Source organism: Paraburkholderia sp. BGA-UO-ETr-F12 (assembly GCF_059567945.1).
The window spans coordinates 77,181-101,169 of sequence record NZ_JCAQOZ010000027.1 but is presented as its reverse complement, the minus strand read 5'-3'; the positions used below and the strand labels follow the sequence as shown (position 1 = coordinate 101,169).

The following is a 23,989-nucleotide window of genomic DNA, read 5'->3' as shown; positions in this document are numbered from 1 at the left end:
CACTCTTCATGCGCGAAGAGCGGACCGTGAACAGCGAAGCGAACCGCCGTGCCCAAAGCCCGCCCACCCGAACTTCACGACGACGCCGACGCCCGCTCGCTCGCGCGGCACTATCCGCGCGGGCTGCGCATCGATCCGCATTCGCATACGTGGGCACAGGTGCTGTACGCGGTATCGGGCGTGATGTGGGTGGAAGTAGGCCGCGAGGCGCTGGTGGTGCCGCCGCAGCGCGCGGTCTGGCTGCCGGCCGGCACCGTTCACTCCATCCACATGATGAGCGAGGTGGAAATGCGCAATATCTATTTCCACGAGCGCAACGTCGGCCACCTGAGTCAGCGCAGCGACGTGTTCGAGATCAACGGGCTGTTGCGTGAACTCATCACATCGATTGCGGAACACGAGCGCACCCATGCTCGCGACGAGACCTATCTCGACGCCGCCTATCGTCTCGCGATGCTGGAGCTGGGGCACGCCCCGCGCTCGTCGCTGCGCATCGCGCTGCCCGATGCGTCGGACCGGCGGCTCGACGCCTTGTGCCGCGCGGTCATCGACAACCCTTCGATCGCGATCAGCTTCGAACAGCATGCGGCGTCGGTCGGCGCCAGCGTGCGCACGCTGGCGCGTCTCTTCACCCGCGAGTTGGGGCTTGGTTTTGCCGAATGGCGGCGCCAGGTGCAACTGGCGGTCGCCGTATCAGGTCTCGCCGAGGGACGCCCGGTCAGCAGCATCGCCCGCTCGCTGGGTTTCCAGCCGAGTAGCTTCAGCGACATGTTCCGGCGTGAGTTGGGCGCACCGCCGACCGGCTTCGATCCGGGCGCGACGCTGGGCGACGCGAGCACGGCGAGTGCGCCGGAGCCGACGAAACATAGCCAGTCTACGAACGCCGCAAACGGGTGAGCCCTGCGCGCCGGCCGCCCTACAGTCCAGCATGGCCCAACACGGCCGCAGCAGCTCACACCGCGTTTTGTCCGAAATTCGAAAGTCTTTGTCTCAACGCTTCCATACCGGCCACGTAGACTACGCTCATCCGCTGCACGAAGCAGCACAAGACCTGACAGGAGTAACAAGCGATGAAAGCGATTCAGTTCAAGACTTTTGGCCAACCCCAGGTACTCGAAATCGTCGATCTGCCGACGCCGCAAGCCGACGCGGATAGCGCCGTGGTGCAAATCAAGGCGGCCTCGGTGAATCCGAGCGACGTCAAGAACGTGTCCGGCCATTTCGAGCACACGATTCTGCCGCGCACGCCCGGCCGCGACTTCAGCGGCGTCGTGGTGGATGGCCCGCCGGCCTGGCTCGGCGCGGAAGTCTGGGGCACGGGCGGCGACATCGGCTTCACACGCGACGGCACCCACGCCGAGTTCATCAAGATTCCGCTCACCGCCTTGTCGCGCAAACCCGCGACGCTCAGCCATGCGCAGGCCTCCGCGATCGGCGTGAGCTTCGTGGTCGCGTGGCTTGGCACGGTCGAGTATGCCCATCTGCAGGCGGGCGAAACGATTGCCGTGATCGGGGCGGGCGGCGCTGTCGGCGGCGCGGTGGTGCAAATCGCGAAAGCGCGGGGCGCCCGCGTGATCGGGGTCGACCGTCATCCGCTTTCCGCCGACACCCCGGCGGCGCGTTTGCTCGACGAGTACGTCCCGCTCGACGAAAACGTGACGGCGCGCCTGAAGGCGCTAACCGGCGGCGCCGGTGCGGATGTGGTGTACGACACCGTCGGCGGTGTCGCGTTTCAGACTGCACTAAGTCTCGTCAAACGACGCGGCCGGGTGCTGGAGATCAGCGCCACGGGCCAGCGTCGCGTGGAATTCGATCTGATCGATTTCTACCACAACGAAACGCAACTCCTCGGCGTGGACAGCGCCAAGCTGGGCGTCGCCGAATCGGCACCGCTGATGACCGCGCTGGTGGAAGGCTTCGAAAGCGGCAAGCTGCAAGGGCCGGTCATCGCGCAGGAATTCCCGCTCGAACGGGCACGCGAAGCCTATGAGGCAGTGGCCGCCGGTGCGCGCGGCCGGATCGTCATCACGATGTAATTGCCGAAGCGACCAGCGGGCGTGGCAGCCCGCATTTCAGATGGGTTTATCGAACATGAAAGCGTATTTGATCTCGCTTGTTGCCGGCGTCGTGGTCGGTCTGCTGTACAGCATCATGCAGGTGAAATCGCCCGCGCCGCCGACGGTCGCGCTCGTCGGCCTGCTCGGCATGCTGGCCGGTGAACATATGATCCCGCTCGTGCGGACGTGGCTGGCCGCCGGTATTCACTGACGGTCGCCCTTCGTCCGCCTGTTCGTCCGCCTGTTGACGTTCCTCATCGACGTCCGTCATCGACAGCCCTTCGCGCCGATAGCTTTTCCATCACCGGTCGCCACACGCTAAGATTGAGCCCGCCGGGCCGGTGGGCAGCGCTTGCCGCGTCGTCCACGCAGGGGCCTGCGCCATGCGCGCCGCCCGGAGATCACAAGAAAAGCTTCGCTCGGAGAATCAGATGTCTGAAGAATATGAAGTGCATGGTCCGCACGACCATGCGGTTGAACACGCCGGCCACCACGACGAGGATCCCTTTGCGAGCCGCATGGCCGTGATGACGGCGATCCTCGCGACGATTGGCGCGCTGTGCGCCTACCAGAGCGGCAACAGCGAAAATCTGGCGCTTTACTACAAGAACGAAGCCGCCATTAAAAAGACCGAAGCGTCTAATCAATGGAACTACTACCAGGCCAAGGGCGAGAAAGAGAACCTCGCTGAACTCGGCGCGGCGCTATCGGCCGGCAATGCCGACGCCCATGCCAAATTCCTCGCCGACGTCGACAAGTACAAACAGCAGAAGGAGCCAATCCGCGCGAAGGCGGAAGCGATCGAGAAGGAAGTCGTCGATAACGACACGAAAAGTGAAGCGCTGCTGCACGGCCATCACCGCTGGGCCCAGGCCACGACCCTGATTCAGGTAGCGATCGCCCTGTGCGCGATCACGTTGCTGACGCGCAAGAAATGGCTGCGCAATCTGTCGTTCGGTGTTGCCGCAGCGGGTGTGGTTACGGCCGCTGTGGCGTTCTTTGCGGCTTGATTGAGCGACGGGCGCTGCGCCCATATCCGGCGCGATTGGCGGTTATGCTACGTCTTGCCCGATGGATGAGTTAAGGAGCAATGCGTGATTGATGGGTCCGCCGTTCTAGGCGTTTTTTCCGTGTACATAGCCGGCGTGGTGATCCCCGGCCCGAACTTTGTCGCAGTGGCGCACAAGGCCGCCTCGGCGACGCGCGTCGAGGCGCTCTCGATGGTCGGCGGCATCGTGCTCGTCAATCTGTTCTGGGCAAGCTGCGCGATTCTCGGCGTCGGCATCGTGTTCACCGCGTTTCCGTGGCTCGCGCTGGCAGTGAAGATCGCCGGCGCCGGTTATCTGATCTGGTTCGGCGGCCGCCTCATCGCGAACGCTTCCGCAGGTAAGCCGGCGCAGCGCCTGCATGCGTCGACCGGCGGCTTTCGGCAAGCATTCGCGCAGGGCTTTGCGACCAACATCGCGAATCCGAAGTCGATGGCGTTCTTTGCCGCGGTGTTTTCTTCCGCCGCGCCGCCGCATGTCAGCGTCGGCACATTTGCCGCCATGCTCGGCATGGTCTGCGTGGTCGCGAGCAGCTGGTATGGATTCGTCGCGCTCACGTTGTCGCAAGCGCGGATTGCTTCGGCGTACCGGCGCTGCAAGGCGTGGATAGATCGCGTGTGCGGCGGCCTGATCGTCGCGCTGGGCGTGCGCCAGTTGATCCGGTAAGTTGGCCGGGTACGCTTCAGGTTCAATGCGTGCGGCCGCGCGCGGCACGCTCGAGCAACAGTTCGCGCTCGCGCGCATTGCGCGTCATGGCGGCAGCGCGTTCGAATTCGGCGCGTGCCTCATCCACGCGGCCAAGTTTCTCCAGCAGATCGCCACGCACGCTCGGCAGCCAGTGATAGTTCGCGAGCGCCGCATCGGCGGCGAGCGCATCGACGATTTCCAGTCCGGCAGCCGGCCCGAACGCCATGCCGACTGCCACCGCCCGGTTCAACTCGACCACCGGCGAAGGCGCCACCTGCGCCAGCGCGTCGTACAACGCAACGATCTGCACCCAGTCGGTCTCGTCGGCGCGACGCGCGCGCGCATGACACGCGGCTAACGCGGCCTGCAACGCATACGGCCCGCTCGCGCCGCCCAACGCGTGGGCGGTGGCGAGCGCGGCCAGGCCACGGCGGATCAGCAACGGGTCCCAGCGGCTGCGGTCCTGATCGAGCAGCAGCACCGGCTTACCCTCGCTATCGGTACGCGCGTGGGTGCGCGACGCCTGGATTTCCATCAATGCGACGAGGCCGTGCACTTCGCCTTCGTCCGGCACGAGCCCGCTCAGCACGCGCCCCAGTCGCAGCGCTTCCTCGCACAACGCAGGTCGCATCCAGTCGTCGCCGGCAGTGGCCGAATAGCCTTCGTTGAAAATCAGATAGATCACCTGCAGCACCGAGGCGAGCCGCGGCGCACGCGCATCCGCCTGCGGCACTTCGAACGGCACCTTGGCCGCGGACAGCGTGCGCTTGGCCCGCACGATGCGCTGTGCGACGGTCGGCTCGGGCACGAGGAATGCCCGCGCGATTTCGTCGGTGGTGAGACCGCCGAGCAGGCGCAGCGTGAGCGCGACGCGGGCGTCGGTGGACAACACCGGGTGGCACGCGGTGAACACCAGCCGCAGCAGGTCGTCGCCGATATCGTCGGCGCGTGCGGCATCGAGGCTATCGACGAAATCCGGCACGAGGTGCGCCTCCCTTGCGTCGAGATCGTGGCCCAACTCCTCGCGCTTGCGGGCATGCAGTGCTTCCTGGCGCAAGCGGTCGAGGGCACGGTTCTTCGCGGTTGCCATCAGCCACGCCCCCGGATTGTCGGGCACGCCCGCATCCGGCCAATGTTCGAGTGCCGCCACCAGCGCGTCCTGCGCCAGCTCTTCGGCCAGTCCCACGTCGCGCACGATCCGTGCGACGTGGGCGATGACCTTGGCGGATTCGATCCGCCAGACTGCCTCGATGGCACGATGGGTGGCCTGTGTTGTCACGGAATCAGCCCGCCGCCTTGGCGTTCGGGTCCATGTAGATCAACTCCCAGATATGGCCGTCGATATCTTCGAAGCCATGTCCGTACATGAAGCCGTAGTCCTGCGGCGCGCGCGGCACCGTGCCGCCGGCGGCAAGCGCCTTCGCGACCAGCGCATCGACTTCGCCCCGGCTCTCGCATGAGAGCCCTAACAAGGCCTCCGTGCTTTCCTTCGGATTGCAAAGCGACTTGCGCGTGAAGGACTTGAACAGGTCCTTGACCAGCAGCATCGCGTAGAGGTTCTCGCCGAGGACGAGGCAAGCGGCCTGCTCGTTGGTGAATTGCGGATCGAAAGTAAAACCGAGTGCGCTGAAAAATGCCTTCGACCGTCCGAGATCGTCGACAGCGAGATTGACGTAGATCTGCTTATGCATGATGGAATCCATTGATTCTGCGATGTGTCCGCCCGTGCAGCACATCGCGCGTATTCAGTTCGCCTCGGCAAGCGTTTTCAGGTTGCTCAGGCCGTCTTCGAAATCCTTGCCGACCATTCGGTCCATGCTGAAGAACACCTGCATCAGCTTCGACAGAAACGGCGCGGGTCCGTGCATCGCCCATGTGACCTGGGTTTCGCCCGCCTCCGGCTTCAACTCGAATTCGGCGACGTTGTGCGCTTCGAACGGCTTCAGAAAATCGAGCTTCATCGTTACGCTCGACGGCACCGCCGTATCGACGATCTCCATCTGCCCCACGCCGATCTTCTCGCTTTGCCACGCATAGCGCGCCCCCTTGCCGTCCGGCGTGCCGCTGTAAGTGCCTTGCGTCGCGGGATCTTTGCGCAGGAACGGATTCCAGCGATTGAATTGATGCAGGTCGTCGATCAAACCATAGACCCGCTCGGGTGACGCCTTGATGCGCACGCTGCGCTCGATGCGGAAGGTATCGGGCCGCGTTGCCGCGTAGATGAGCACAAGACCCACCACCGCAACGATGGCGATCAGAATGGTTTTGAGCATGATGAATCCCTTTCGATGTGGCCGGATCGGCGCCTCATGGGGCGCGCGGATCGGCATGACGATCACTTGTGTAGCCGCGGTTAGTGCTTAACCACCTTCAGCCGCGTTTATCCGCGTCCAGCTCTTTGAAGCGCTCCAGTTCCGGGCTCGGCTCGAAGTCCTCGAGTTCATACAGTTGCCGAACTTCGATTTCGCCGTCGGCCTGCTCGCCGAACGGCGCCGGAAACCGCCGCGCCCACTCCATGGCTTCTTCGCGGGAGCGAACCTGGATCAGCGTATAGCCGGCAATCAGCTCCTTGGTTTCCGCGAACGGACCGTCGATCACCGTACGCTTGCCCGCGCTGTAGCGGATGCGCCAGCCTTTCGAACTCGGCTGCAGACCGGTTGCATCGAGCAGCACGCCGGCCTTGACCAGTTCTTCGTGGTACGCGCCCATCGCCGCCATCAGGGCTTCGTCCGGCGGCCCGCCGGCTTCGCTCAGGGCAGTGGCCTTCACTATGATCATGAATCGCATCGCAATCGCTCCTTGGGTGGCGTGTAGTAGATGGCGAGCCCTTCGCTGTTGGCTGGCTCCTTACTTGCACGACGGGCGATGCACGGGTGGATCGACATATTTGCCGTCGATCCAGGGAAAACCCCAAGAAAATAATGGCGAACGGGCGAGCCGGTTTACAGGAAACAGGGTCCGGTTTTGCGGACTTCAACGGTGCACCACGACGCGGCCGGACAGGCTTGCGCAATCGCCACCGCTTCTTCGCGGGTTTCACAATCGAGCAGGAAGAAGCCGCCGATCATCTCCTTGGCTTCGGCGAACGGGCCATCGAGCAGTGTGGGCTGACCGTCGCGCATCTGCACGCGCACGGACTCGGAGGCCAGCGATTCGACTGCGAGCAGCTTGCCGCGCTCTTTGAGGTCGGCGGCAAAACGCACCATCTGGTCATAGACCTCGCGCCCCGCCTGCTCGCCGCGTTCAACACGTTGATCCGGGGGTTCGACAATAAGCAGCAGGTAGGACATGGCGTCTCCGATTGATTGCGTCGCGGACGTGAACGCCAGGCCGGCGCACGACGGCAAAAACGCGCTTGCAGTTGGGTGGCGAAGGGCAGTCTAGCAAGCGCGGAACACTCCAGCAAACCCGTTTGACCGCCCGTACACCAGTACATCGCGAACTCTACGGACACTCGTAATACGGACGCGGCATGGCAATTGCTGAGCCCTTGGCATCGCTACACATCCGAGGTGACATCATGCGAAATCTGTCTGGCTTGGGCACGCTTGCAGTGGTATTTGCGGTACTGACGGCGACGACCGGCTGCACTCTTGGGGGCGCGGCGGCGGGTGGGGTCATCGGTAACGAGGCGACCAATCACAGCACAGTCGGCACGGTAGGCGGCGCGGTGGCCGGCGGGATTATCGGCCATGAGTTGGGTAAGTAAGAAAGAGACGCTGAACTTGAATGAGCGCCTCCCCGGCGCACGACACAACAGCGCCGCTTTGCAGTATTCTCCGAACGCGTTAAAGCCCGTCGGGAATGTGCCGTTTATCGATTAATCGCAGGTGATAATCGGCATCCAATCCAGCGGCCTTGCGCGACAAACCTGGAACACCGTCAAGTTCACCGGCATGTCTGGTCTGCCAGGGTAGCAAGCGAATCATATAAACGAAGCATCGGGGAATTTCATGCATCGATCGTTAGTGCGCAGCGGCGTCGCGGCCGCCGTAGCCCTTGCCATGCTCCAACTGGGCGGTTGTGGCGGCGGCGGTTCCAGTTCAGCGTCATCATCGAGCACGCCGGCGGTCACGGCCACCACGGTAAGCGGCACAGTTGCGCGAGGCACCGCCGTGGCGAGCGCGACCGTTACGCTAACCGATGCGACCGGGGCGCAGGCCAGCACAAGCACCAACGCCCAAGGCGCGTACACGATCTCGGTGAAGGGCATGAGCGCGCCATTCCTGATCGTCGTCACCGACCCCACGGGCGTCTCCGCCCCGCTCGTCTCCGTACTCGCCAAGCTGCCGGGCGGCACGGCGCCGGCTATCGCGAACGTCACCACGCTGACCACCGCGATTGCCGCCATGCTGACGGCCTCGGGTAATCCAGCCGACCTCGCATCGACCACCGCGCTGGCCAAGGTGACGCTGACGTCCGTGCAGGTCGCCACCATCACGCTCGACGCGATACTGGCGAAAATTCTCACGCAGAACGGTATTCAGGCGGCGGGCTTCGATCCGGTCGGTACGACCTTTACGCCGAATCACACCGGCGCCGATGCGGTGATCGATACGGTCTCGCTGGTGTCGGCGGCTAATGGCGGCTTGTTGCTGGTGTCGAATGCGGCGCCGGGCACGACGGTCGCGCTGAACAACCAGACCACCCAGTCGGTCACGCTGGCAGCGCCGGCCGCGGCGGCCAACTATCTGGAGCCGCTTGCGTCCCTGCTGACTGCCTGCGCGGCGAATGGCGCGCTCAACACGTCATGCTCGCCGGCCATCGACGCCACCTTCCTCGAAAACGGCTCGACCGATCTGGCCTTAGGCCACAACCAGGCCGATGGTGTCTTCAGCGGCGCGGTGTTCGGTTCGCCGAAGACACTCGCTTTCTTCACGCGCAATGGCAAGCAGCAGGCGCTTGTGCAGTTGCCGGTCACGCTGGTGAACGGTACGTCAGCCGGTGTGCTCTACACCATCGCGCAACAGCTCGCCACGCCCGTCACGCTCCCGAGCGGCGTGCAGCTCGGCTGGGATCTGATCGGCAATCAGTCACAATTTGCCGTGTCGATCATGTCGCAAATCCAGCGCCGCACCTTCCTCGATTCGAAGCTGGCGGACGTGAACCGTTATGAGTCGGGTCTCAAGATTGCGATTCCAACCGCCTCGAATCCGGCGGTGTATTCGGCTTCCGTCACGGGGCCTGGCCTCGCTGCGCCGGTCTGGCTGACACAGCGCAACGCGCTTGGCAGCAACTCGCTGGGCCTGTCGGATCTGCCGTTGAACGCAGCACCGGTTGCCCCTGCAATGACGAACAGCAATACAGAGCTTTATCGCTGGTCATGGCAATCGCTTTCGTCGACCGCGAACTTCACGCCGGCTTCGAGCGGCTACTACGCGGCGCAATCGATCGACGCGAGCACCGTGCCGCTCTATGCGACCTACACGGTCACCTTCTACGACCAGCGCGGCGTGCAGCTCGGCCAGTCGTCGATCATCAATCCGGGCAGTCCGCTGAACGCTACGGCGGGCAGCACGGTCGCATGGCCGACGCTGTCGCAGGACGCGATTCCGTTCCTCACGCCAGGCGGGGCGCTGGCCGGCGTGCAGTACGCGATGAGTTTCACGTGGTCGAGCGTCGTGACCGGACCGAATCCCACCTATCCGGTGACGTCCGTGCAGGTCCAGGCCAGCCCTGGAACAGCCTCCGGCTCGACAACGTCAATCTACGGCTTCTCGATCGGCGCACCGAACAATACAACGGTCGGTCAGTATCAGAACACTGTCTACTCGGGGATCGATTCCACCGGCGCCCAGACCTGCACGAACTGCCCGTTCCCGGCGTTGACGTCCGGTGGTTCACGGCTCGTGCAGTTGGGTGGCGGCCAGAATGGGACCACGTACTACGATACGACGCAGTACAACAACTAGAAGCGGCCAGGCTGGAAGCGCAACATTTCCGGATTGCACAACGCTCCGCCAGGGGCGTTTTTCATATATCCGGTGCGTCGTGGAGATCAAGGGGTCACGGGTTCAACTGTCCAACGAACCTAGACAATACCTCGCAACGTGCCGTCGGCACGATTTGCCAGGATGTATTGCAGCTTATCGAGCGAAAGCGGCTTGGTCAGATGGAAATCGAAGCCGGCCGCCAGCGCTCTCGACTTGTCGGATTCAGACGCATAGCCCGTGAGCGCAACGAGCACCATGTCGTCGAGCCGGTGATTAAGGCGCACCGTTCGCGCCACCTCGAAGCCGTCCATTTCCGGCATCCCTACGTCGACGATGGCCACCTCGGGGTGCTTTTCAGACATCAGCCGTATCGCATCGCGCCCATTGTCCGACGTCGTGACCTCGTGCCCCTCGAGTTCGAGCAGGACGCTCAGCGCCCGAAGCGCATCCTGATTGTCGTCAACCAGCAGCAGACGCGCTGGCTCGGGCGTCATGCTCGGCATCTTGCGGGCCGCGATGTCTGCGGCATCCACTGCTTTCTGGAGTATCGGCAAGCGCAGCGTCACAACCGTACCTTTGCCTGAACCTTCGCTCCTGAGCGAGATGGTTCCTTGATGCAACTCGACCATGCGCTTCGCTACCGCGAGCCCTATCCCCAACCCTCCTTCAGAGCGTGCTCGACCGCGGGCGGACTGGGCGAACAGGTCGAAGACGCGCGGCTGAACCGCGCTATCGATTCCCATGCCGTTGTCTGCAACGTCAATGACAAGCAGCGCGTCTGACTGGTCGCTCGAATTGTTTGCCTCGACGCGCACGTTAAGCTCGATAGTCCCTCCGACAGGCGTATATTTCGCCGCGTTCGACAGGAGGTTGCCCAACACCTGGCTCAAGCGGACATGGTCGGCGCGCACGTAGACGGGCTCGTCCAGCCCGGTGATCCTGAGCGTGTGCCTGCGGGACAAGATGTGGTGCCTGATGGCTGTCACGGCATCAAACACAATCTCGCTGAGCGAAGTGTCACTCTGCTTGATCGCGAGCTTGCCATGCTTCAGGCGGGCGGCGTCGAGCAGGTCATCGACCAGCGTGCGCAGATGCCTCATCTGGCGTTGCGCGACCGTCAACATTTCCACGGCTCGTTCGTCTTCGACGCAAAGCCGTTTTGCCGCACTGATGGCGCCGTCGATCGGCGTCATTGGATTGCGCAATTCGTGACTGAGCATCGCGATGAACTCGTTGTGCCGCCGGTCACTCTCTTCACCGCTGTCGCGTGCGTTGACAATCGTCAGGCCAGAACCCGCGAAAACGGCGAGATTCGACAGCAGCCTGACGTCTTCGAGGTCGAATCTGCAATCTTGCGCATGCGACATGACCCAGATGGCGCCCAGCGCTCCGTTATCCGCCGGAATCGGAACGACAATGCCTTCAGGCACTTCCACGCCGGGAAACCGAAGACAAGGAAACCGGGCTTGCGGATTGATGAAAAGTTGCGGGGCGCCTGCCTCCAGTGTGACGCCGCACGGGCACTCATTCCACGTGGTGGTTTTGCCGCGCAGGTCGGCGCAAAGTCCGGCAACCGCGAACCAGCGAAAGACCCGATTATCGTCAGGTCCTTCGACCAGACTAATCCCCGCGCTATCAGCATGACAAAGGGACAGAGCCGTATCCGCGATAGCCTGAAGGAATTCGGAACGCGGGCCGGCCTGAACGCGAGCGAGTGCCACCAGCGCCCGGTTTTCGGCCGCGTAATCTGCGGCGCGAGCAGGCCTGCGGGCGAGCTCATCCGTTTGACTGGGCGCGCGATTGCTTTCCATGGCTGACAGAGCGGTTGACGAAGTAGAGAAAGTTCGAAGGTCAGAATGCCGGGGTGCTGCCAGCTCGACTGGCGGGCGCGGGAGCGATGCTCTTCACAGCGGCGAATTTCACACTACGGGAGGGAGGGCACAAAGTCAACGAGGGTTCGTACCCGCTTGCTTACCGGCAAAGGCGGCCCCGAACAGGAGGGGGTTCGGCTGTCAACCGTGCGCGTCGACCCAGGCGCGTGCCCAATCCCGCCCGGCAAGTTGCGCTTCTTCCTCAGTATCAAAATAGCCGAGGATGCCCGACGCTTCAATCAGCTTCCCGCCTAACGTAATCGTCCCGCTGGCCGCATAGCGTTCCGGCTGGAGAATGCCTTCCTGTTGCAGGATCGCGTGCCCCCACACGCTATAGCCCTTGTAGATTTCCGATTCCATCAACGCGTGACCTCAGCCGACATGCCGCGGGAATCAACTCGAAGCACGTTTCCCTCAGGGGTGATCTGGCGGGGAATTCCAGACATGTCCGGCTCGTTCGCCGGCGGACTTTTTTGTATCGTGCCCTGTTTCGCAACCAGTTTCGGTGCCGGCGCCGGAGCGCGTCGTGCCCGCACGTTAACTGGATGAGGAGCGACGTGCGGACGAACTGCGAGCTTGTGCGCGGTACCGGCTCTGCGCGGTGCGCTCGCCCGTGCCTCGGGCGGGTTCCAAACCTCGGTATAACCGCCAGCCGCGTACACGGCCGGCGTGAGCGTCGCCATCAATACGGCCAATCCAATTCTTTTCACGAGTTCTCCTTGGCTGCTTTCCGTTGCAGCCACTCCTTGCAACCCACATCCTGCCCGACGCAGCCACCATCGCACCCGGCGCAATATTGCCTGTTCCGGATCGTGGAGTCGACAAGCCAGACGCTGCCGGTCGCGGAACTTGCCGTGCCAACCGAGTTGCCATTCTCGCAGGCATAGAAGGTTGGCTCGCCAGCTTTACCTCGTCTGACTGCTTCGTCAACCGTCTCGTCTCCGAAAGCAGAGCGCAGCTTGGCCATAAAGGCTGCCATCTCAGGCATTGGATGACCCGGCCTGCGAACGCGTGCATCCATGGCCAGCCTCCAGTTAAAAGTGTCAGTTCGTGGTTGTGAAATTGCGCCCCGGATACTGTATAAATATACAGGTTTTTTCGGGCGTAGTGTCCACTGTTGTCGCGCGTCGTCATTGAGCATTGACAGGCATGGCGGATTTTCCGGGGCCATCCAGGTACGGACAGGAATGCGCGTTGGCGTTCGGGAATTCGCCGTTGTACGATTCCATGAGTGGCCGACAGCTTTCGCCATCACGGCGCGTTGCGAATTCCCCGGCGAACAATCATTCGCCGCTTATATCGGTCGCTTGCTGCCGTGCTCATCCTGCCGTGCTCGAGGACGTCCCGGATCTGATGGCCGCTGTGGCCATCCGTCAAATGCGCGCACTCGGCGCGCCACGTAAAAATCCAGTCATTTCATCAGCTTGCGATGCTTGCCCGGGGGTTGTCCACAGCCTTGCAAACAAAATCTGGGGATAACTTCATCCCACGTCGTGAACGACAGCAGCAGCCTGTCTGGCGGAACCACTGCAACAAGGCGGTCGCGTCAACCTGTTCCTGAAATTGTCATAAACTGTATATACTGTTTATATCCTTTACTGATCCGGACATGCACCGCCGCTCATCGAGTCGCAGGCAAATTTGTCCAGGGAGCGCAGATGTCGGATAAGCATCTTTCCAGCAGATTTGATTTCGACCTCGATCTGCTTTTGACCCGATTGCTGGAAATGGGCGGCTTGGTGGAGGCGCAGATTGCATGCGCAATCGAGACGTTGAACACGTTCGATCTGAGACTTGTTGAGCAGGTCCTTCAGGGCGAGCACCGGCTCAACGCGATGGAAATAGAAATCGACGAGGAAGTCAGCAACATCATCGTCCGCCGGCAGCCCACCGCTCGCGACCTGCGACTGCTGATGGCCGCCTCGAAGTGCATCACCAACCTCGAACGTGCGGGCGACGAGGCACGGAAGATTGCGAAGCGAACCCGTCGCATTGCGATGGGTTCGTCCACGCCGCAGGCCGTCAACATTTCTGAAATCAAAGCCGCCGGCAAACTGGCCGTGGATATTCTTCGTCATGCGCTGGATGCTTTCGCGCGAATGGACACCGTTGCCGCCGCACAGATCGTCAAGGACGACGAAGCCATCGATAACGAGTTCGTGGCGTTCATGCGCAGGCTCATCACGTCCATGACGCAAGATCCCCGCACCATCGCGACAGGGTTCGACTATCTGTCCATCGCGAAGGCCATCGAGCGTATCGGCGACCACGCCACCAACATTGCGGAGCTGGTCGTCTACATTGTTAAGGGCACCGACGTCCGGCACGCGCCACGAGAGTTGATCGCGCGTTGCTGAACCGTACCGGCACGCTGCTTAAACCACCGCTTCGACAATCGCCTGCGCGCGAGCCGATCTCATCAGCCCTTCGACCATCTTCGCTTCCGCATTCGCGATCTCGCTCAACGATGCGGCCGACAGTTGTCCATCGAGAATAGCCAGCGCCGTGCAGAGACTGGCGTATTCGCCGTCCTGCAACTTCCAGGCACCGTCCTGGTGCTCGCGCGCGTCGAGTTGAACCATGGCCGCGTGCGCGCTCTCGATATCGGCAAGAACGTCCTCGCCGAGACCCAGACGCGCCAATTCTTGCGACACCAGCAAATGCCGGCTCAAGGTCAAATGCAAATCCCGTGAGCCCCGACCGCGTTGGAACGCATCGAGAGCGGTGTAGCACTGCAGGAGCATCGCCGTGGTGACCGGTTCGTGGGCGGTGCGGCTAAAGGTTAGCGCGCGCAGCAGCGGGGACATCGCCGGCTGGTTGTGCTTGCGGACTCGCGATTTACTGGACATATCGATTCAACCTCCTTCGCTAACTCTCGGCTTCGCCACCGAATGATGTGACCTCCGGTGGCAAACGCCGCCGATGCGCCGGCGGCTTGACAGGCCCTTAATGTGAGTCTGTGTAGCCATCATGGCAAGCAACTATTAAGACAGACTTAAACAACTTGAAGTCTCGATTGCGCGTGGCATCTCACCGCGCACGAGCAGACTACCCGCTACGGCCGCGCCGAAATGCAACGCAGGCATATAGGTTCGAACGGGCTAAATACAAGTCACACTTCCCGCATCAACGAAAAAAAACCCTGTTCCCGCGAAGGAACAGGGTCTGACAGGATGGAACAGTCGTGCAGGCGCGTGGATGCTTGCCGACTTAAACCCACCATAAACCAACAAAACAAAGCTGTTGCTGCTTGCGCTGCTACTACGTTGCTGCTGTGCTGCTGCATTGTTACTTGCACTGCTACTGCGTTACAGCTCGGTCCCTCGCCATCAACATCACCTCGCTGCAACCCCCTGCTGATTCGCGCATGGATACTGCAACTGCGCGTTGTTTGCATTGCTTCGGCTTCCTACTGCTTTACTGCCCTGCCGCTTTAAACAACCGCGGCAAACTGCCATCAACGGTACGGTTCAAAACAACGCGGGGGAAGACCGCGTCGATGGGCGCGGTGACTTGTCGCTCCATGGAAAACAGTTTATGTGAACGAGCACGAATGCAATTGCGCGAAACGAGGGGAAATGGCCGCCCAGTTTGCCGAATCGGCGCAGCGCGCGATTTCTTCAGACGTGAGCCGCGATATTGAGGGGTCGAAACATCATGCATGGCAAAAAAGCGCGGCTGGCGCGACAATTCACGACCGTTCCAATTCGCCACCCGCGCGCCGGAGACGCCCCCGCATGTCCGCTCAAGAACCTGTCCTTACCCTGCGCCCAGCGCTAGAAGCCGACGAGCACTTTCTCTTCGAACTGCGCAAGGCCACCATGACCGAGCATCTGGCGCAGGTCGGCGAGCCCATCGACGATGCCCAGCATCGCGCGCGCCTGCGCCACCGCTACGATGCGGCGCGCGTGATCTGCCTCGGCGGCGCACCGGTTGGTTTGCTGAAAGCGTATCGCACCGAGACCGAATGGGTCGTCGTGCAGTTGCAGATTGCGCAGGCACATCAAGGGCGCGGCATCGGCGAGCGAGCGCTGCGGACGGTCTTGCTGGCCGCGCAGGCCGACGTATTGCCGGTCACGCTCAAGGTGCTCAAAGGCAATCCCGCGAGGCGTCTCTATCAACGCCTCGGCTTCGACATTGTCAACGAGGACGAAATACAGTTTCACATGAGGTGCATGCCGCACGCGCCGGCGCAAACTCAAGCAGAATGAGTGTCCGATAAAAACGGAACCGCAACGGACCTCGTTATGACCTTTCGCGACACCTCAGCCATCCAGAGTTGGCACGCCCACGTTTACTTCGATTCCGGCAGCCGCGACGCCGCATGGGCCTTTCGCGAGCAGATCGAGGCGCACTGGAACGGCAAGCTGCAATTAGGCCGCTTTCACGAACGCCCGGTCGGGCCGCATCCCATGTGGTCGTATCAGCTCGCGTTCGCGCAGGACCAGTTCGCCGAACTCGTCGGCTGGCTCACGCTGAATCACGGCGCGCTCGATATTTTTCTGCACCCGAATACGGGCGACGCGTTACGCGATCACCGCGACGCAGCGGTATGGATCGGTCATTCGCATGACCTGGTACTGAGCGCGCTGAACTAGAGTCAGCGCGTTTTTTTAATCGCCCCTACCGCCTGCGCGATCACATATTCGAATACGAACTGCACCAGCCGTGCGCGGCGACCTGCTTGTCGCCGAACAGCGTGCAGCCACCATAGGCGTCCGTGGCTTTGCCCTGGAACAGCGAACAGTTGGCGCAGGTTTGTCCAGCGGCATAGCCAGGGAATTTCGCCTTATCGACCTTGGATGCGTCCTCGGTATAGCCGACGGCTTGTGCCTTCGGATCGGCTTCGCTCAATCTGTTCGCGGTGTCGGCGAATGCGACGCGGGACAGCATGAGCGATGAGCTCACGCCCGCACTCAGCATCAGAAAATCGCGGCGTGAGGTTTTCATTGTGGTCCGATAAGAAGTGGGGAAGCCCGTCAATCGGCATCAATCGAGGAATCGCGTGAACCGGTCAACCGGTTCGCGCTCGGTGCGCAGTGTATTGACCAGCGCGCTTTCGTCGGCGAAACCGAGCGACATGCCGCACACCAGTTGCTCTTCGGGCGGCAGGCCAAGGTGCCCGGCAATCACGCTGTGAAACGGCGTAAAAGCGGCCTGCGGACAGGTATCGAGACCACGCCCGCGCGCCGCCGTCATGATCGCCTGAAGAAACATGCCGTAGTCGAGCCAGCTGCCGCGCCCCATCACCCGCTCGATCGTAAAGAACAGGCCGACCGGTGCACCGAAGAAGCGGTAGTTCTGCGCATGCTGTTCATGCATGCGCGCCTTGTCGCCCTTTTCGATGCCGAGCAAGCCGTACAGATCCCAGCCGATCTTGCGACGGCGGTCGATATACGGCGACACCCATTGACGCGGGTAGTAGCGATACTCTTCCTGATACAGCGCATCGCGCTGGGGATCGTCATAAGCGGCTACCAGGGCCTGCGACAGTCGCGCGAGCGACTCGCCCGTCACCACATACACCTTCCACGGCTGGGTATTGGTGCCCGACGGCGCGCGGCTGGCCGCTTCGAGAATCGCTTCGATATCGGCGCGCGCAACCGGCGTGGGCAGGAAGGCGCGGATCGAACGCCGCGAGATCAGCGCGGCGTCGACGGGATTGGGGGATGTCTTCATTGGCAGAATTTCGACAGGGCCAACAATTTTGGTGGTCTGCGAAGATTCTAGCGCGAGTGCCCATTTTCGCGCTGGCGGTCGGGCAGGAAGTGGGATGCGCGCGTGCTTGCCGCGGCGCCATCTAGCTCAGCGCCATGCACGCCGCGGCGACAATCGACCCGATCACCAGCACCGCGCCGACAGTTTTGCGCTTGTTCAACTCCGTCCAAAGCAGCACGCCGGTGAGCGATAGCAAAATGATGCTCCCCGCCAGCGTATCGATCAGCAGTACCCAGCCCACACTCAGGCCGACGCCCTTGTGCAGATTCGTAAGCGTCGCGAGAAACGTGTTCTCGCTGCGCTTGACCGTCACGTAGCCGTTGCCGACCCAGTACTCGGCGGTGGTGTTTTCATGGGGCAACGCGAAGTTGAGCTGCCAATGTTCGGGTTGGACCATGCTGCGCTCACCCCACGCGACCGGATGCGCGGGCTCTTTCTGCACACGCCCTGGGCTGCCGGCCAGTTTCAGTTCCTGCTTGAGCCACTTGCCGAGTTCGCGCGGCGTTGGCGGCGCCGGTTGCGGCAACGGAACCTGCACGACCGACACCTGCGGCTCGCCAGTCGACACCCTGAGCGGCCCGCCGCGATGGTTCAGCAGAAAGCCCGTGGTGCCGAACAACAAGCCGAGCGCCGCGCCCCATAAACCGATCCAGCCATGCACTTTGCGCAGCCATTTGACGAAGGTGGCCCGGCGCGAGCGTTGCTGCCGCGCATTCCGTTCGTCGCGGTCGAGCCGCTGTGGTTCGCCCGGCACGGCGCCGTTCGCCTCGGCCGGTTGGAAATCGATCACTTCAGGCACGCTCACGTTTCACTCCAGGTACGCAACAGATTGTGATAACAGCCGACCAGACTGCGACGCGCGGTATCGTCGGCCTGGGTGGCGTTCAGACGTTGGATCGCCGTGTCCATATCGAATAGCAGCGCGCGCTGCGTGTCGCTGCGCACGAGGCTTTGCACCCAGAAGAAGCTCGCGAGGCGCGCGCCGCGCGTGACCGGCGTGACCTGATGCAGGCTGGTGGCCGGATAGACGATCATGTCGCCCGCCGGCAGCTTGACCTGCTGTACACCGTAGGTGTCTTCGATCACCAGTTCGCCGCCGTCGTACTCGCCGGGTTCGGAGAGGAACAACGTCACCGACACGTCCGTACGCAGCTTCACGCCGTTGGGCAGCACCCGCACCGCGCCGTCCACGTGGCTGCCGAATTGCATGCCGCCTTCGTAACGGTTGAAGAGCGGCGGATACACCTGGTTCGGCAACGCCGCGCTGATGAACAGCGGGTTGCGCTCGATCGACGCGAGAATCACGTCGCCGAGCTCACGCGCGATCGGCGAATGCTCGGCGATCTGCTGGTTGCGTTTGACCGGCGCGCCCTGGTAACCGGCGGTCGCACGGCCATCGACCCATGCGTCGCCGGCGCTATCGAGCCGTTCGCGCACAAGGCGCAGTTGCTCGGCGTTCAGTACATTCGGAATGTGCAGCAGCATCTTGAGTTTCCCCTGGCCTCGTCACGTCGGCCTGCCGTTTGCGAAAGCGGCAAGCCTACCGTATCGATGAGGCACGCTTCAGAACCGGTAGTCGACCGTTGCCAGCAACGTGCGTCCGATACCCGGCACGGAACGGCCACCGTCCGACTGGATGAGCGCGTCGTAATACATCTTGTTGGTCAGGTTCAGCAGATTCAGCCGAACATCGTATTTCTTCGCGTGATACGCGGCGGTCGCGTCCCAACGGGTGTAGCCCGGGACCTGCACGTAGTTCGTATTCGACGCGTAGCGCGGCGACATATAGGTCGGGCCGCCGCCGATTTCCCAGTGCGGCGTGATCGCGTAGGTGGACCAGAGCGTCAGCGTGTTGCGCGGCGTGTTGGCCGGCGTGTGTCCTTGCGTGCCGTCGAGCGCCTTCAGCACGATCGCGTCCATGTACGTGTAGCCGCCAAAAATCTGCCATTTGTCGGTGATGTGGCCCGTCACGCCGGCCTGGAATCCGTCGACGCGGATGTCACCGTCGAGTTCGTATTCGGTCGGCGAAACTTGCGTGCGGGCATTGGTCATCTCCTCGCGGAAGAACGCGGAGGTCACCGAGATATTGCCGCCCAGCAGGTCCCACTTGCCGCCGACTTCATATGACCGGGTCGACTCGGGCGCGAGGTTCTGCGTCAGATTGGTCACCGTCAACGCTTCAAGCGACGGATCGAACGACGTGCCATATGACACGTAGTACGACTGCCAGTCGGCCGGCTGATAAATCACGCCCGCGCGCACGCTGGTGAAGAAGTTGGTCTGACTCGCGTACTGCGGCGCCGTGATCGAGTTGTGAATCTGCGCCTGGAAGCGATCCCAGCGCAAACCGCCAATCACCTTCCAGTGTTGTCCGATCGACACCGTATCGTTCACGTAACCGGCGATCTCGTTCGAATCGGAATTCGCGTAGTTGCCGACCGTGGTGGTCACACCCGCAGGCGACGACAGATACGCCGGGTCCACCATCGAGACGACCGGCAAGTTATTCCGCGTGTACGCCTGGTTCGAATAGCTGTCGTGACCGAGTTCGACGCCGGCGATCAGGTCGTGCCCGATCGCACCGGTGTTGAATTTGTATTCGAGGGTCGTGTCGTTGTACAGCGAGTGGTTCTCGATCACACGGTCGTGGCTTTGCAACTTGATGAACAGTTGCGACGGCGACAAGGTCGTGTAATTTCCGTTGGTCAACGCGGTGCTGCTGGCAAGCGGCCCCGTCAGCACCGCTTGCGGCGCGGTTTCGCGAGCATCGGTCAGCGAGTGCGAGAACTGCGTCTGGTTCTGCAGCGTGAGGTTGTCCGAGAACTTGTGCTTGATACCGGCCGTGAAGGTCTGGACGTCCTGAATCGTGCGATCGGTAGTCAGGCCGTAGAAGGTGTTCTTCGGCACCGGCGAAGGATGCCCGTTCAACGCCTGCACGCCGTAGTCGGGCATGTCGTAGTTGTGCTGGATCAGCGCGGAGATCGTCACTTCGGTCGGCGTGCCGATGCCGAAACGCACTTCCGGCGCGATACCGTAGTCCTTGTTCTTCATCTCGTCGCGCGTCGAGCCGAGACTCTGGCCGAACGCATTCAGGCGGATCGCCGAGGTGTCGGTCAGCTTATGGTTCACGTCGACGGTGCTGCGATAGCGATCGTCGGTGCCGATCATGCCCGTGACTTCCGCGGAGTCCTTCAGATTCGCTTTCTTGCTGACCTGGTTGATCACGCCGCCCGTCGAACCACGGCCGAACAGCATCGACGACGGTCCATAAAGCACCTCGAGTTCTTCGAGGTCGAAGGTGTCGCGATAGTACTGGTTGCGGTCGCGGAACCCGTCCAGATAGATGTCGTTCTGCGCGGTGAAGCCACGCAGGTTGATGTTGTTGCCGATCTGACCGCCTTCAGCGCCGCCGATGGTCACGCCCGGCGCGTTGCGCAGCGCGTCCTGGAACGACGTGGCGCCTTGCGAGGCGAGCACCGACTTATTGATCACCGTCACCGTCTGCGGAATATCGCGCAAAGCGGTAGGGGTCTTTGCACCGACCGTCGAACGTTCTGCCTGGAAGTCCTGTTGTTCGGCTTGCGCGGCCACGCCGATAGTCGGCAAGGTCGCGTTATCGGCCCCCGTGTTCGCCGCTGCGTTTTGAGCCGACGGCTGCGATGCGGTTTGCGGCGCGGTCTGAGCGACTGCGGGTGTGGCGAATGGAACGGCAAAAGCTAGCGCTAACGCAGTCGCAAGCGGCGTGTGATTGAGCATGGGAAATCCGGTCAGAAGTGCGCTCGCCCGATCCGCATGCTCAACATGGAATCGATGACAAAACCGCAATTGGCTGGCTGCCGGTCTCCTGCTCAGAGCAAAGACGACGCGATGGCTGGCTCGTTGTTAAATGAGAATCGATATCATTCCATACGCATAAAAACTCATCAATCGCGTCGAAGCTTACCTGGTGTAATCGAATTGTTTCGGTTTATTACTTACGTATGGCATTCGTAATTTTCAATGAGCCGTCAGCAGCTATTTATTACTCGTTTGTAATATCAGGCCGTTTATTACACGGCGATGCTTGCAGTTCACCTGCCGATAAACTTTCGAAATACTGACGGCTTATCACGCCCGCATGCGCGGGTGATCCAACGCGAAATCGCCACACCGTTTATCCTTTTTGCAACACCGCAACCCGCAACCGTTCCGCTTCGGAGTTGAACATGCAATACCGCAAATTCGGCCACACCGGCCTGACCGTTTCGCGCCTGTGCCTCGGCACGATGACCTTTGGCCTGCAGACTGAAGAAGACGTCTCGCAGCGCATTCTCGATACGGCAGCGGACGCCGGCGTGAACTTCATCGATACCGCCAACGTTTATCCGCTCGGCGGTGGCGAGAGCATTGCCGGACGCACGGAGGAAATCGTCGGGCGCTGGCTGAAGGGCAAACGCGACCGCTTCATTCTGGCGACCAAGGCGGTGGGCAAGATGGGGCCATCGGCATGGGATCAAGGCGCGTCGCGCAAACATCTGCTGGATGCCATCGACGCATCGCTACGGCGTCTCGGCACCGATTACGTGGACCTGTACCAGCTCCATTCCGACGACGCGGCTACGCCGCTCGACGAGACGCTGGAGGCGCTGGACGTGATCGTACGATCGGGGAAGGCACGGTATATCGGCGTGTCGAATTTCCTGGCCTATCGGCTGGCGCGAGCGCTAGGTCGCGCCGATGTGCTGCGCGCAGCGCGGTTCGTCTCGGTGCAGCCCCGCTACAACCTGTTGTTCCGGCAGATCGAGCGGGAGTTGCTGCCTTTGGCGGCCGAAGAACAATTGGCCGTGATGCCGTACAACCCGCTCGCAGGTGGTCTGCTGACTGGTAAGCATCGGGTGGATGCGGCGCCTGCGTCCGGTCGCTTTACTGAAACCGTCGGCAAGGCGGGGGCGATGTATCAGGAGCGCTACTGGCACAAGCGCGAGTTCGACACGATCGAAAAGCTGAAGGCGATTGCGGCAACGACCGGCGAGTCGTTGACCCGGGTTTCGCTTGCGTGGGTGCTGGCCAATCCGCTGATTACCTCGGCGATTATCGGCGCCAGTCGCGCTGAGCAGTTGAGCGATACGCTGGCGGCTTCGGAGCTTGTGCTCGATGCACAAGTCAAAGCGCAGCTCGATGAGGCCACGCTGGAATATCGTTGGGGCGATGCGGCGAGGTGATGCGTAAGCCGTGACGGTGTCGGCCGAACATCCGGCCGGCCACCGCAAGGGCAACGGCGATCACCGTCCGTATCGTAGTACCGTGCTGGTGGCAGCGAGGACATGGTCCTTCATGGCCGCCTGCAACGCGTCTCGCGTCAATCCCGCCGGCAATGCATCCGGCGGTAGGTCAAGCGCATAAATCTGCACGACATAATGATGCGGCACATCGCCGACCGGCGGGCATGGTCCGTAGTATCCCGGGCCGCCAGTCCGATTCGTTCCGGCCACGCTCCCCGCCGGCGGCGTAGTACCGCTGCCCAGTCCGGTCACCGAAGGCGCGAGGCCATATAGCACCCAGTGCACGATTCCCAATCCCTTCGCGCCGTCCGGATCGAATAGGGTGACCGCGTAACTCTTCGTGCCGGCGGGTGCGTTCCGCCATTGCAAGGCCGGCGACACGTTCCCGCCGCCGCAATTGTTCGCGCTCGCCGCGTGGCTCGAATCCAGCGTGCCGCCGTCGGCCAGACCCGGCGACGACACCGCAAAACCATCCGCCGCCCGGACATTGGCCGCAACCAGAACCAGCGTGGCGCACATGCCGGCCGTGAGCAGGCGTCGCAGATGGCTGGCGTCATTGAGTCGAGGCATCGCTGAGCGTCTCCGTTTCACTTGAAATGGCCGGTCCGCGCATTGGCCTCCGGCAACTGCCGCGTCTCGCGCAACGACTTCGGATGCCACAGGCGCGCGCCGCCTTCGATCCCCGCGTCGTTCGACACGGTCGCGACGTTCGCGGGCAACTCGAAGTTCAGCCGGGCCGCGTTGCCACCGCCGATCCACAGCTTGTCGTAGTTCACCAGCGAATCGAGAATCTCGATCACCTTCTCGACCCGTCGATTCCAGCGCTTATTGCCCGCCTTCTTGCGCGCCGCGTCGCCGATGTACTCGTCATACGCAACGCCCTTCTTGCTGACCGGATGATGCGCAAGCTCGAGGTGCGGCATCAACTCGCCGTCGCGGAACAGCGCCGTGCCCGCGCCTGTGCCAAGCGTCAGCACGAACTCGAGTCCGTGTCCTTCGATCGCGGCGAAGCCCTGCATTTCGGCGTCGTTGATCATTCGCACCGGCAAACCGCCCAGGCGCTTTGCCAGCGAATCCGCTAGCGGAATGTCGTGCCAGCCTTCAACGCCAAAATGCGGCGCCGTCAGAATGCGGTTGTTGCGCACCACCCCGGGAAAACCGATCGACATGAGTGTAGGCGGCGCCTCTTTGACCAGCGGCTCGACCAGCTTCGCCAACGCATCCACCAGTTGATCCGGCGTGCACGGATGCGGCGTCGCCACGCGCAAGCGCTCGGTTTTCATCTGCCCGTCCGCATCGATGATCGCGGCTTTCAGGCCCGTGCCGCCGACATCGATCGCCAGAATCCGCTCGGTACTGCTTTTTTCTTTCGTCTTACGTGTGGCCACGGTACCCCCGGTTGTGTTGGTGCGTTTC

Annotated in this window: 28 protein-coding genes; 11 read left to right on the top strand and 17 right to left on the bottom strand. The window is 62.2% G+C overall.

Annotated elements, in window-relative coordinates; genetic code table 11:
- Positions 1–48: 48 nt before the first annotated feature.
- From AC57B6_RS11405 to AC57B6_RS11385, 5 genes are all read left to right on the top strand, one after another.
- Positions 49–897: an AraC family transcriptional regulator gene (locus AC57B6_RS11405; protein WP_496421352.1), complete on the top strand. Its 849-nt coding sequence runs from the start codon at positions 49–51 to the stop codon at positions 895–897.
- A gap of 173 nt (positions 898–1,070) precedes the next feature.
- Positions 1,071–2,036 carry a quinone oxidoreductase family protein gene (locus AC57B6_RS11400; RefSeq protein ID WP_496421351.1) on the top strand — a complete coding sequence of 322 codons (966 nt, stop codon included), beginning with the start codon at positions 1,071–1,073 and terminating at the stop codon, positions 2,034–2,036.
- A 55-nt stretch (positions 2,037–2,091) separates the two neighbouring features.
- Positions 2,092–2,268 (top strand): DUF1427 family protein, encoded by a 177-nt coding sequence (locus tag AC57B6_RS11395; RefSeq protein ID WP_035519351.1) that lies wholly within the window; start codon positions 2,092–2,094, stop codon positions 2,266–2,268.
- 220 nt (positions 2,269–2,488) lie between these two features.
- Entirely contained in the window at positions 2,489–3,067 is a 579-nt protein-coding gene (locus tag AC57B6_RS11390; protein WP_106356232.1) for a DUF4337 domain-containing protein, read from the top strand.
- A gap of 84 nt (positions 3,068–3,151) precedes the next feature.
- On the top strand, positions 3,152–3,769 hold the full coding sequence (locus AC57B6_RS11385) for a LysE family translocator (protein WP_028195877.1): 618 nt from the start codon (positions 3,152–3,154) through the stop codon (positions 3,767–3,769).
- 22 nt (positions 3,770–3,791) lie between these two features.
- Here AC57B6_RS11385 and AC57B6_RS11380 read toward each other — a convergent pair whose 3' ends face one another.
- From AC57B6_RS11380 to AC57B6_RS11360, 5 genes are all read right to left on the bottom strand, one after another.
- Complete coding sequence (locus AC57B6_RS11380) at positions 3,792–5,069, bottom strand: RNA polymerase sigma factor (RefSeq protein WP_030099369.1); 1,278 nt, start codon at positions 5,067–5,069, stop codon at positions 3,792–3,794.
- A 4-nt stretch (positions 5,070–5,073) separates the two neighbouring features.
- Positions 5,074–5,481 carry a VOC family protein gene (locus AC57B6_RS11375; protein ID WP_028195879.1) on the bottom strand — a complete coding sequence of 136 codons (408 nt, stop codon included), beginning with the start codon at positions 5,479–5,481 and terminating at the stop codon, positions 5,074–5,076.
- Positions 5,482–5,535: 54 nt separating this feature from the next.
- Complete coding sequence (locus tag AC57B6_RS11370; protein WP_028195880.1) at positions 5,536–6,063, bottom strand: SRPBCC family protein; 528 nt, start codon at positions 6,061–6,063, stop codon at positions 5,536–5,538.
- Between the two features lie 97 nt (positions 6,064–6,160).
- Positions 6,161–6,577, bottom strand: coding sequence for a YciI family protein (locus AC57B6_RS11365; protein ID WP_496421350.1), 417 nt, complete (start codon positions 6,575–6,577; stop codon positions 6,161–6,163).
- A 155-nt stretch (positions 6,578–6,732) separates the two neighbouring features.
- Positions 6,733–7,080 (bottom strand): YciI family protein, encoded by a 348-nt coding sequence (locus AC57B6_RS11360; RefSeq protein ID WP_028195882.1) that lies wholly within the window; start codon positions 7,078–7,080, stop codon positions 6,733–6,735.
- Between the two features lie 230 nt (positions 7,081–7,310).
- Here AC57B6_RS11360 and AC57B6_RS11355 point away from each other — a divergent pair, with 230 nt between their 5' ends.
- Both AC57B6_RS11355 and AC57B6_RS11350 read left to right on the top strand, forming a co-directional pair.
- On the top strand, positions 7,311–7,499 hold the full coding sequence (locus tag AC57B6_RS11355) for a glycine zipper 2TM domain-containing protein (protein ID WP_496421349.1): 189 nt from the start codon (positions 7,311–7,313) through the stop codon (positions 7,497–7,499).
- Between the two features lie 244 nt (positions 7,500–7,743).
- Positions 7,744–9,702, top strand: coding sequence for a carboxypeptidase-like regulatory domain-containing protein (locus AC57B6_RS11350; protein WP_496421348.1), 1,959 nt, complete (start codon positions 7,744–7,746; stop codon positions 9,700–9,702).
- Between the two features lie 119 nt (positions 9,703–9,821).
- On the opposite strand, the gene AC57B6_RS11345 is transcribed toward AC57B6_RS11350, so the two are convergent.
- From AC57B6_RS11345 to AC57B6_RS11335, 3 genes are all read right to left on the bottom strand, one after another.
- A complete protein-coding gene (locus AC57B6_RS11345) occupies positions 9,822–11,534 on the bottom strand; it encodes a hybrid sensor histidine kinase/response regulator (RefSeq protein WP_496421347.1) in 1,713 nt (570 codons plus the stop codon).
- 201 nt (positions 11,535–11,735) lie between these two features.
- On the bottom strand, positions 11,736–11,954 hold the full coding sequence (locus tag AC57B6_RS11340; protein WP_046572139.1) for a hypothetical protein: 219 nt from the start codon (positions 11,952–11,954) through the stop codon (positions 11,736–11,738).
- Between the two features lie 346 nt (positions 11,955–12,300).
- A complete protein-coding gene (locus tag AC57B6_RS11335) occupies positions 12,301–12,615 on the bottom strand; it encodes a hypothetical protein (RefSeq protein WP_030099364.1) in 315 nt (104 codons plus the stop codon).
- Between the two features lie 637 nt (positions 12,616–13,252).
- On the opposite strand from AC57B6_RS11335, the gene phoU reads away from it, so the two are divergent.
- A complete protein-coding gene (gene phoU, locus AC57B6_RS11330; protein WP_028195888.1) occupies positions 13,253–13,951 on the top strand; it encodes a phosphate signaling complex protein PhoU in 699 nt (232 codons plus the stop codon).
- 18 nt (positions 13,952–13,969) lie between these two features.
- Here the strand turns inward: phoU and AC57B6_RS11325 are convergent, their stop codons facing one another.
- Positions 13,970–14,443 (bottom strand): hypothetical protein, encoded by a 474-nt coding sequence (locus AC57B6_RS11325; protein WP_030099363.1) that lies wholly within the window; start codon positions 14,441–14,443, stop codon positions 13,970–13,972.
- Between the two features lie 568 nt (positions 14,444–15,011).
- Positions 15,012–15,308 carry a hypothetical protein gene (locus tag AC57B6_RS11320; RefSeq protein ID WP_127837979.1) on the bottom strand — a complete coding sequence of 99 codons (297 nt, stop codon included), beginning with the start codon at positions 15,306–15,308 and terminating at the stop codon, positions 15,012–15,014.
- A 23-nt stretch (positions 15,309–15,331) separates the two neighbouring features.
- Between AC57B6_RS11320 and AC57B6_RS11315 the strand changes: the two genes are divergently transcribed.
- On the top strand, positions 15,332–15,805 hold the full coding sequence (locus AC57B6_RS11315; protein WP_496421346.1) for a GNAT family N-acetyltransferase: 474 nt from the start codon (positions 15,332–15,334) through the stop codon (positions 15,803–15,805).
- A gap of 36 nt (positions 15,806–15,841) precedes the next feature.
- Positions 15,842–16,192: a DOPA 4,5-dioxygenase family protein gene (locus AC57B6_RS11310; protein WP_408333637.1), complete on the top strand. Its 351-nt coding sequence runs from the start codon at positions 15,842–15,844 to the stop codon at positions 16,190–16,192.
- A gap of 40 nt (positions 16,193–16,232) precedes the next feature.
- Here AC57B6_RS11310 and AC57B6_RS11305 read toward each other — a convergent pair whose 3' ends face one another.
- From AC57B6_RS11305 to AC57B6_RS11285, 5 genes are all read right to left on the bottom strand, one after another.
- On the bottom strand, positions 16,233–16,544 hold the full coding sequence (locus AC57B6_RS11305) for a high-potential iron-sulfur protein (RefSeq protein WP_444514199.1): 312 nt from the start codon (positions 16,542–16,544) through the stop codon (positions 16,233–16,235).
- A gap of 39 nt (positions 16,545–16,583) precedes the next feature.
- On the bottom strand, positions 16,584–17,273 hold the full coding sequence (locus AC57B6_RS11300) for a nitroreductase (protein ID WP_496421345.1): 690 nt from the start codon (positions 17,271–17,273) through the stop codon (positions 16,584–16,586).
- A 121-nt stretch (positions 17,274–17,394) separates the two neighbouring features.
- A complete protein-coding gene (locus AC57B6_RS11295; RefSeq protein ID WP_496421344.1) occupies positions 17,395–18,117 on the bottom strand; it encodes a PepSY-associated TM helix domain-containing protein in 723 nt (240 codons plus the stop codon).
- Positions 18,114–18,797 (bottom strand): Fe2+-dependent dioxygenase, encoded by a 684-nt coding sequence (locus AC57B6_RS11290; protein ID WP_030099359.1) that lies wholly within the window; start codon positions 18,795–18,797, stop codon positions 18,114–18,116. Before AC57B6_RS11290 ends, AC57B6_RS11295 begins: the two co-directional genes overlap by 4 nt.
- Before the next feature lie 78 nt (positions 18,798–18,875).
- On the bottom strand, positions 18,876–21,068 hold the full coding sequence (locus AC57B6_RS11285) for a TonB-dependent receptor (RefSeq protein ID WP_496421343.1): 2,193 nt from the start codon (positions 21,066–21,068) through the stop codon (positions 18,876–18,878).
- A 449-nt stretch (positions 21,069–21,517) separates the two neighbouring features.
- Here AC57B6_RS11285 and AC57B6_RS11280 point away from each other — a divergent pair, with 449 nt between their 5' ends.
- Positions 21,518–22,513: an aldo/keto reductase gene (locus AC57B6_RS11280; protein WP_144193085.1), complete on the top strand. Its 996-nt coding sequence runs from the start codon at positions 21,518–21,520 to the stop codon at positions 22,511–22,513.
- Between the two features lie 60 nt (positions 22,514–22,573).
- On the opposite strand, the gene AC57B6_RS11275 is transcribed toward AC57B6_RS11280, so the two are convergent.
- Entirely contained in the window at positions 22,574–23,143 is a 570-nt protein-coding gene (locus AC57B6_RS11275; protein ID WP_496421342.1) for a YbhB/YbcL family Raf kinase inhibitor-like protein, read from the bottom strand.
- A 17-nt stretch (positions 23,144–23,160) separates the two neighbouring features.
- Positions 23,161–23,961, bottom strand: a complete 801-nt coding sequence (locus AC57B6_RS11270) for an ROK family protein (protein ID WP_178370614.1) — start codon at positions 23,959–23,961, stop codon at positions 23,161–23,163.
- Positions 23,962–23,989 lie beyond the last annotated feature (28 nt).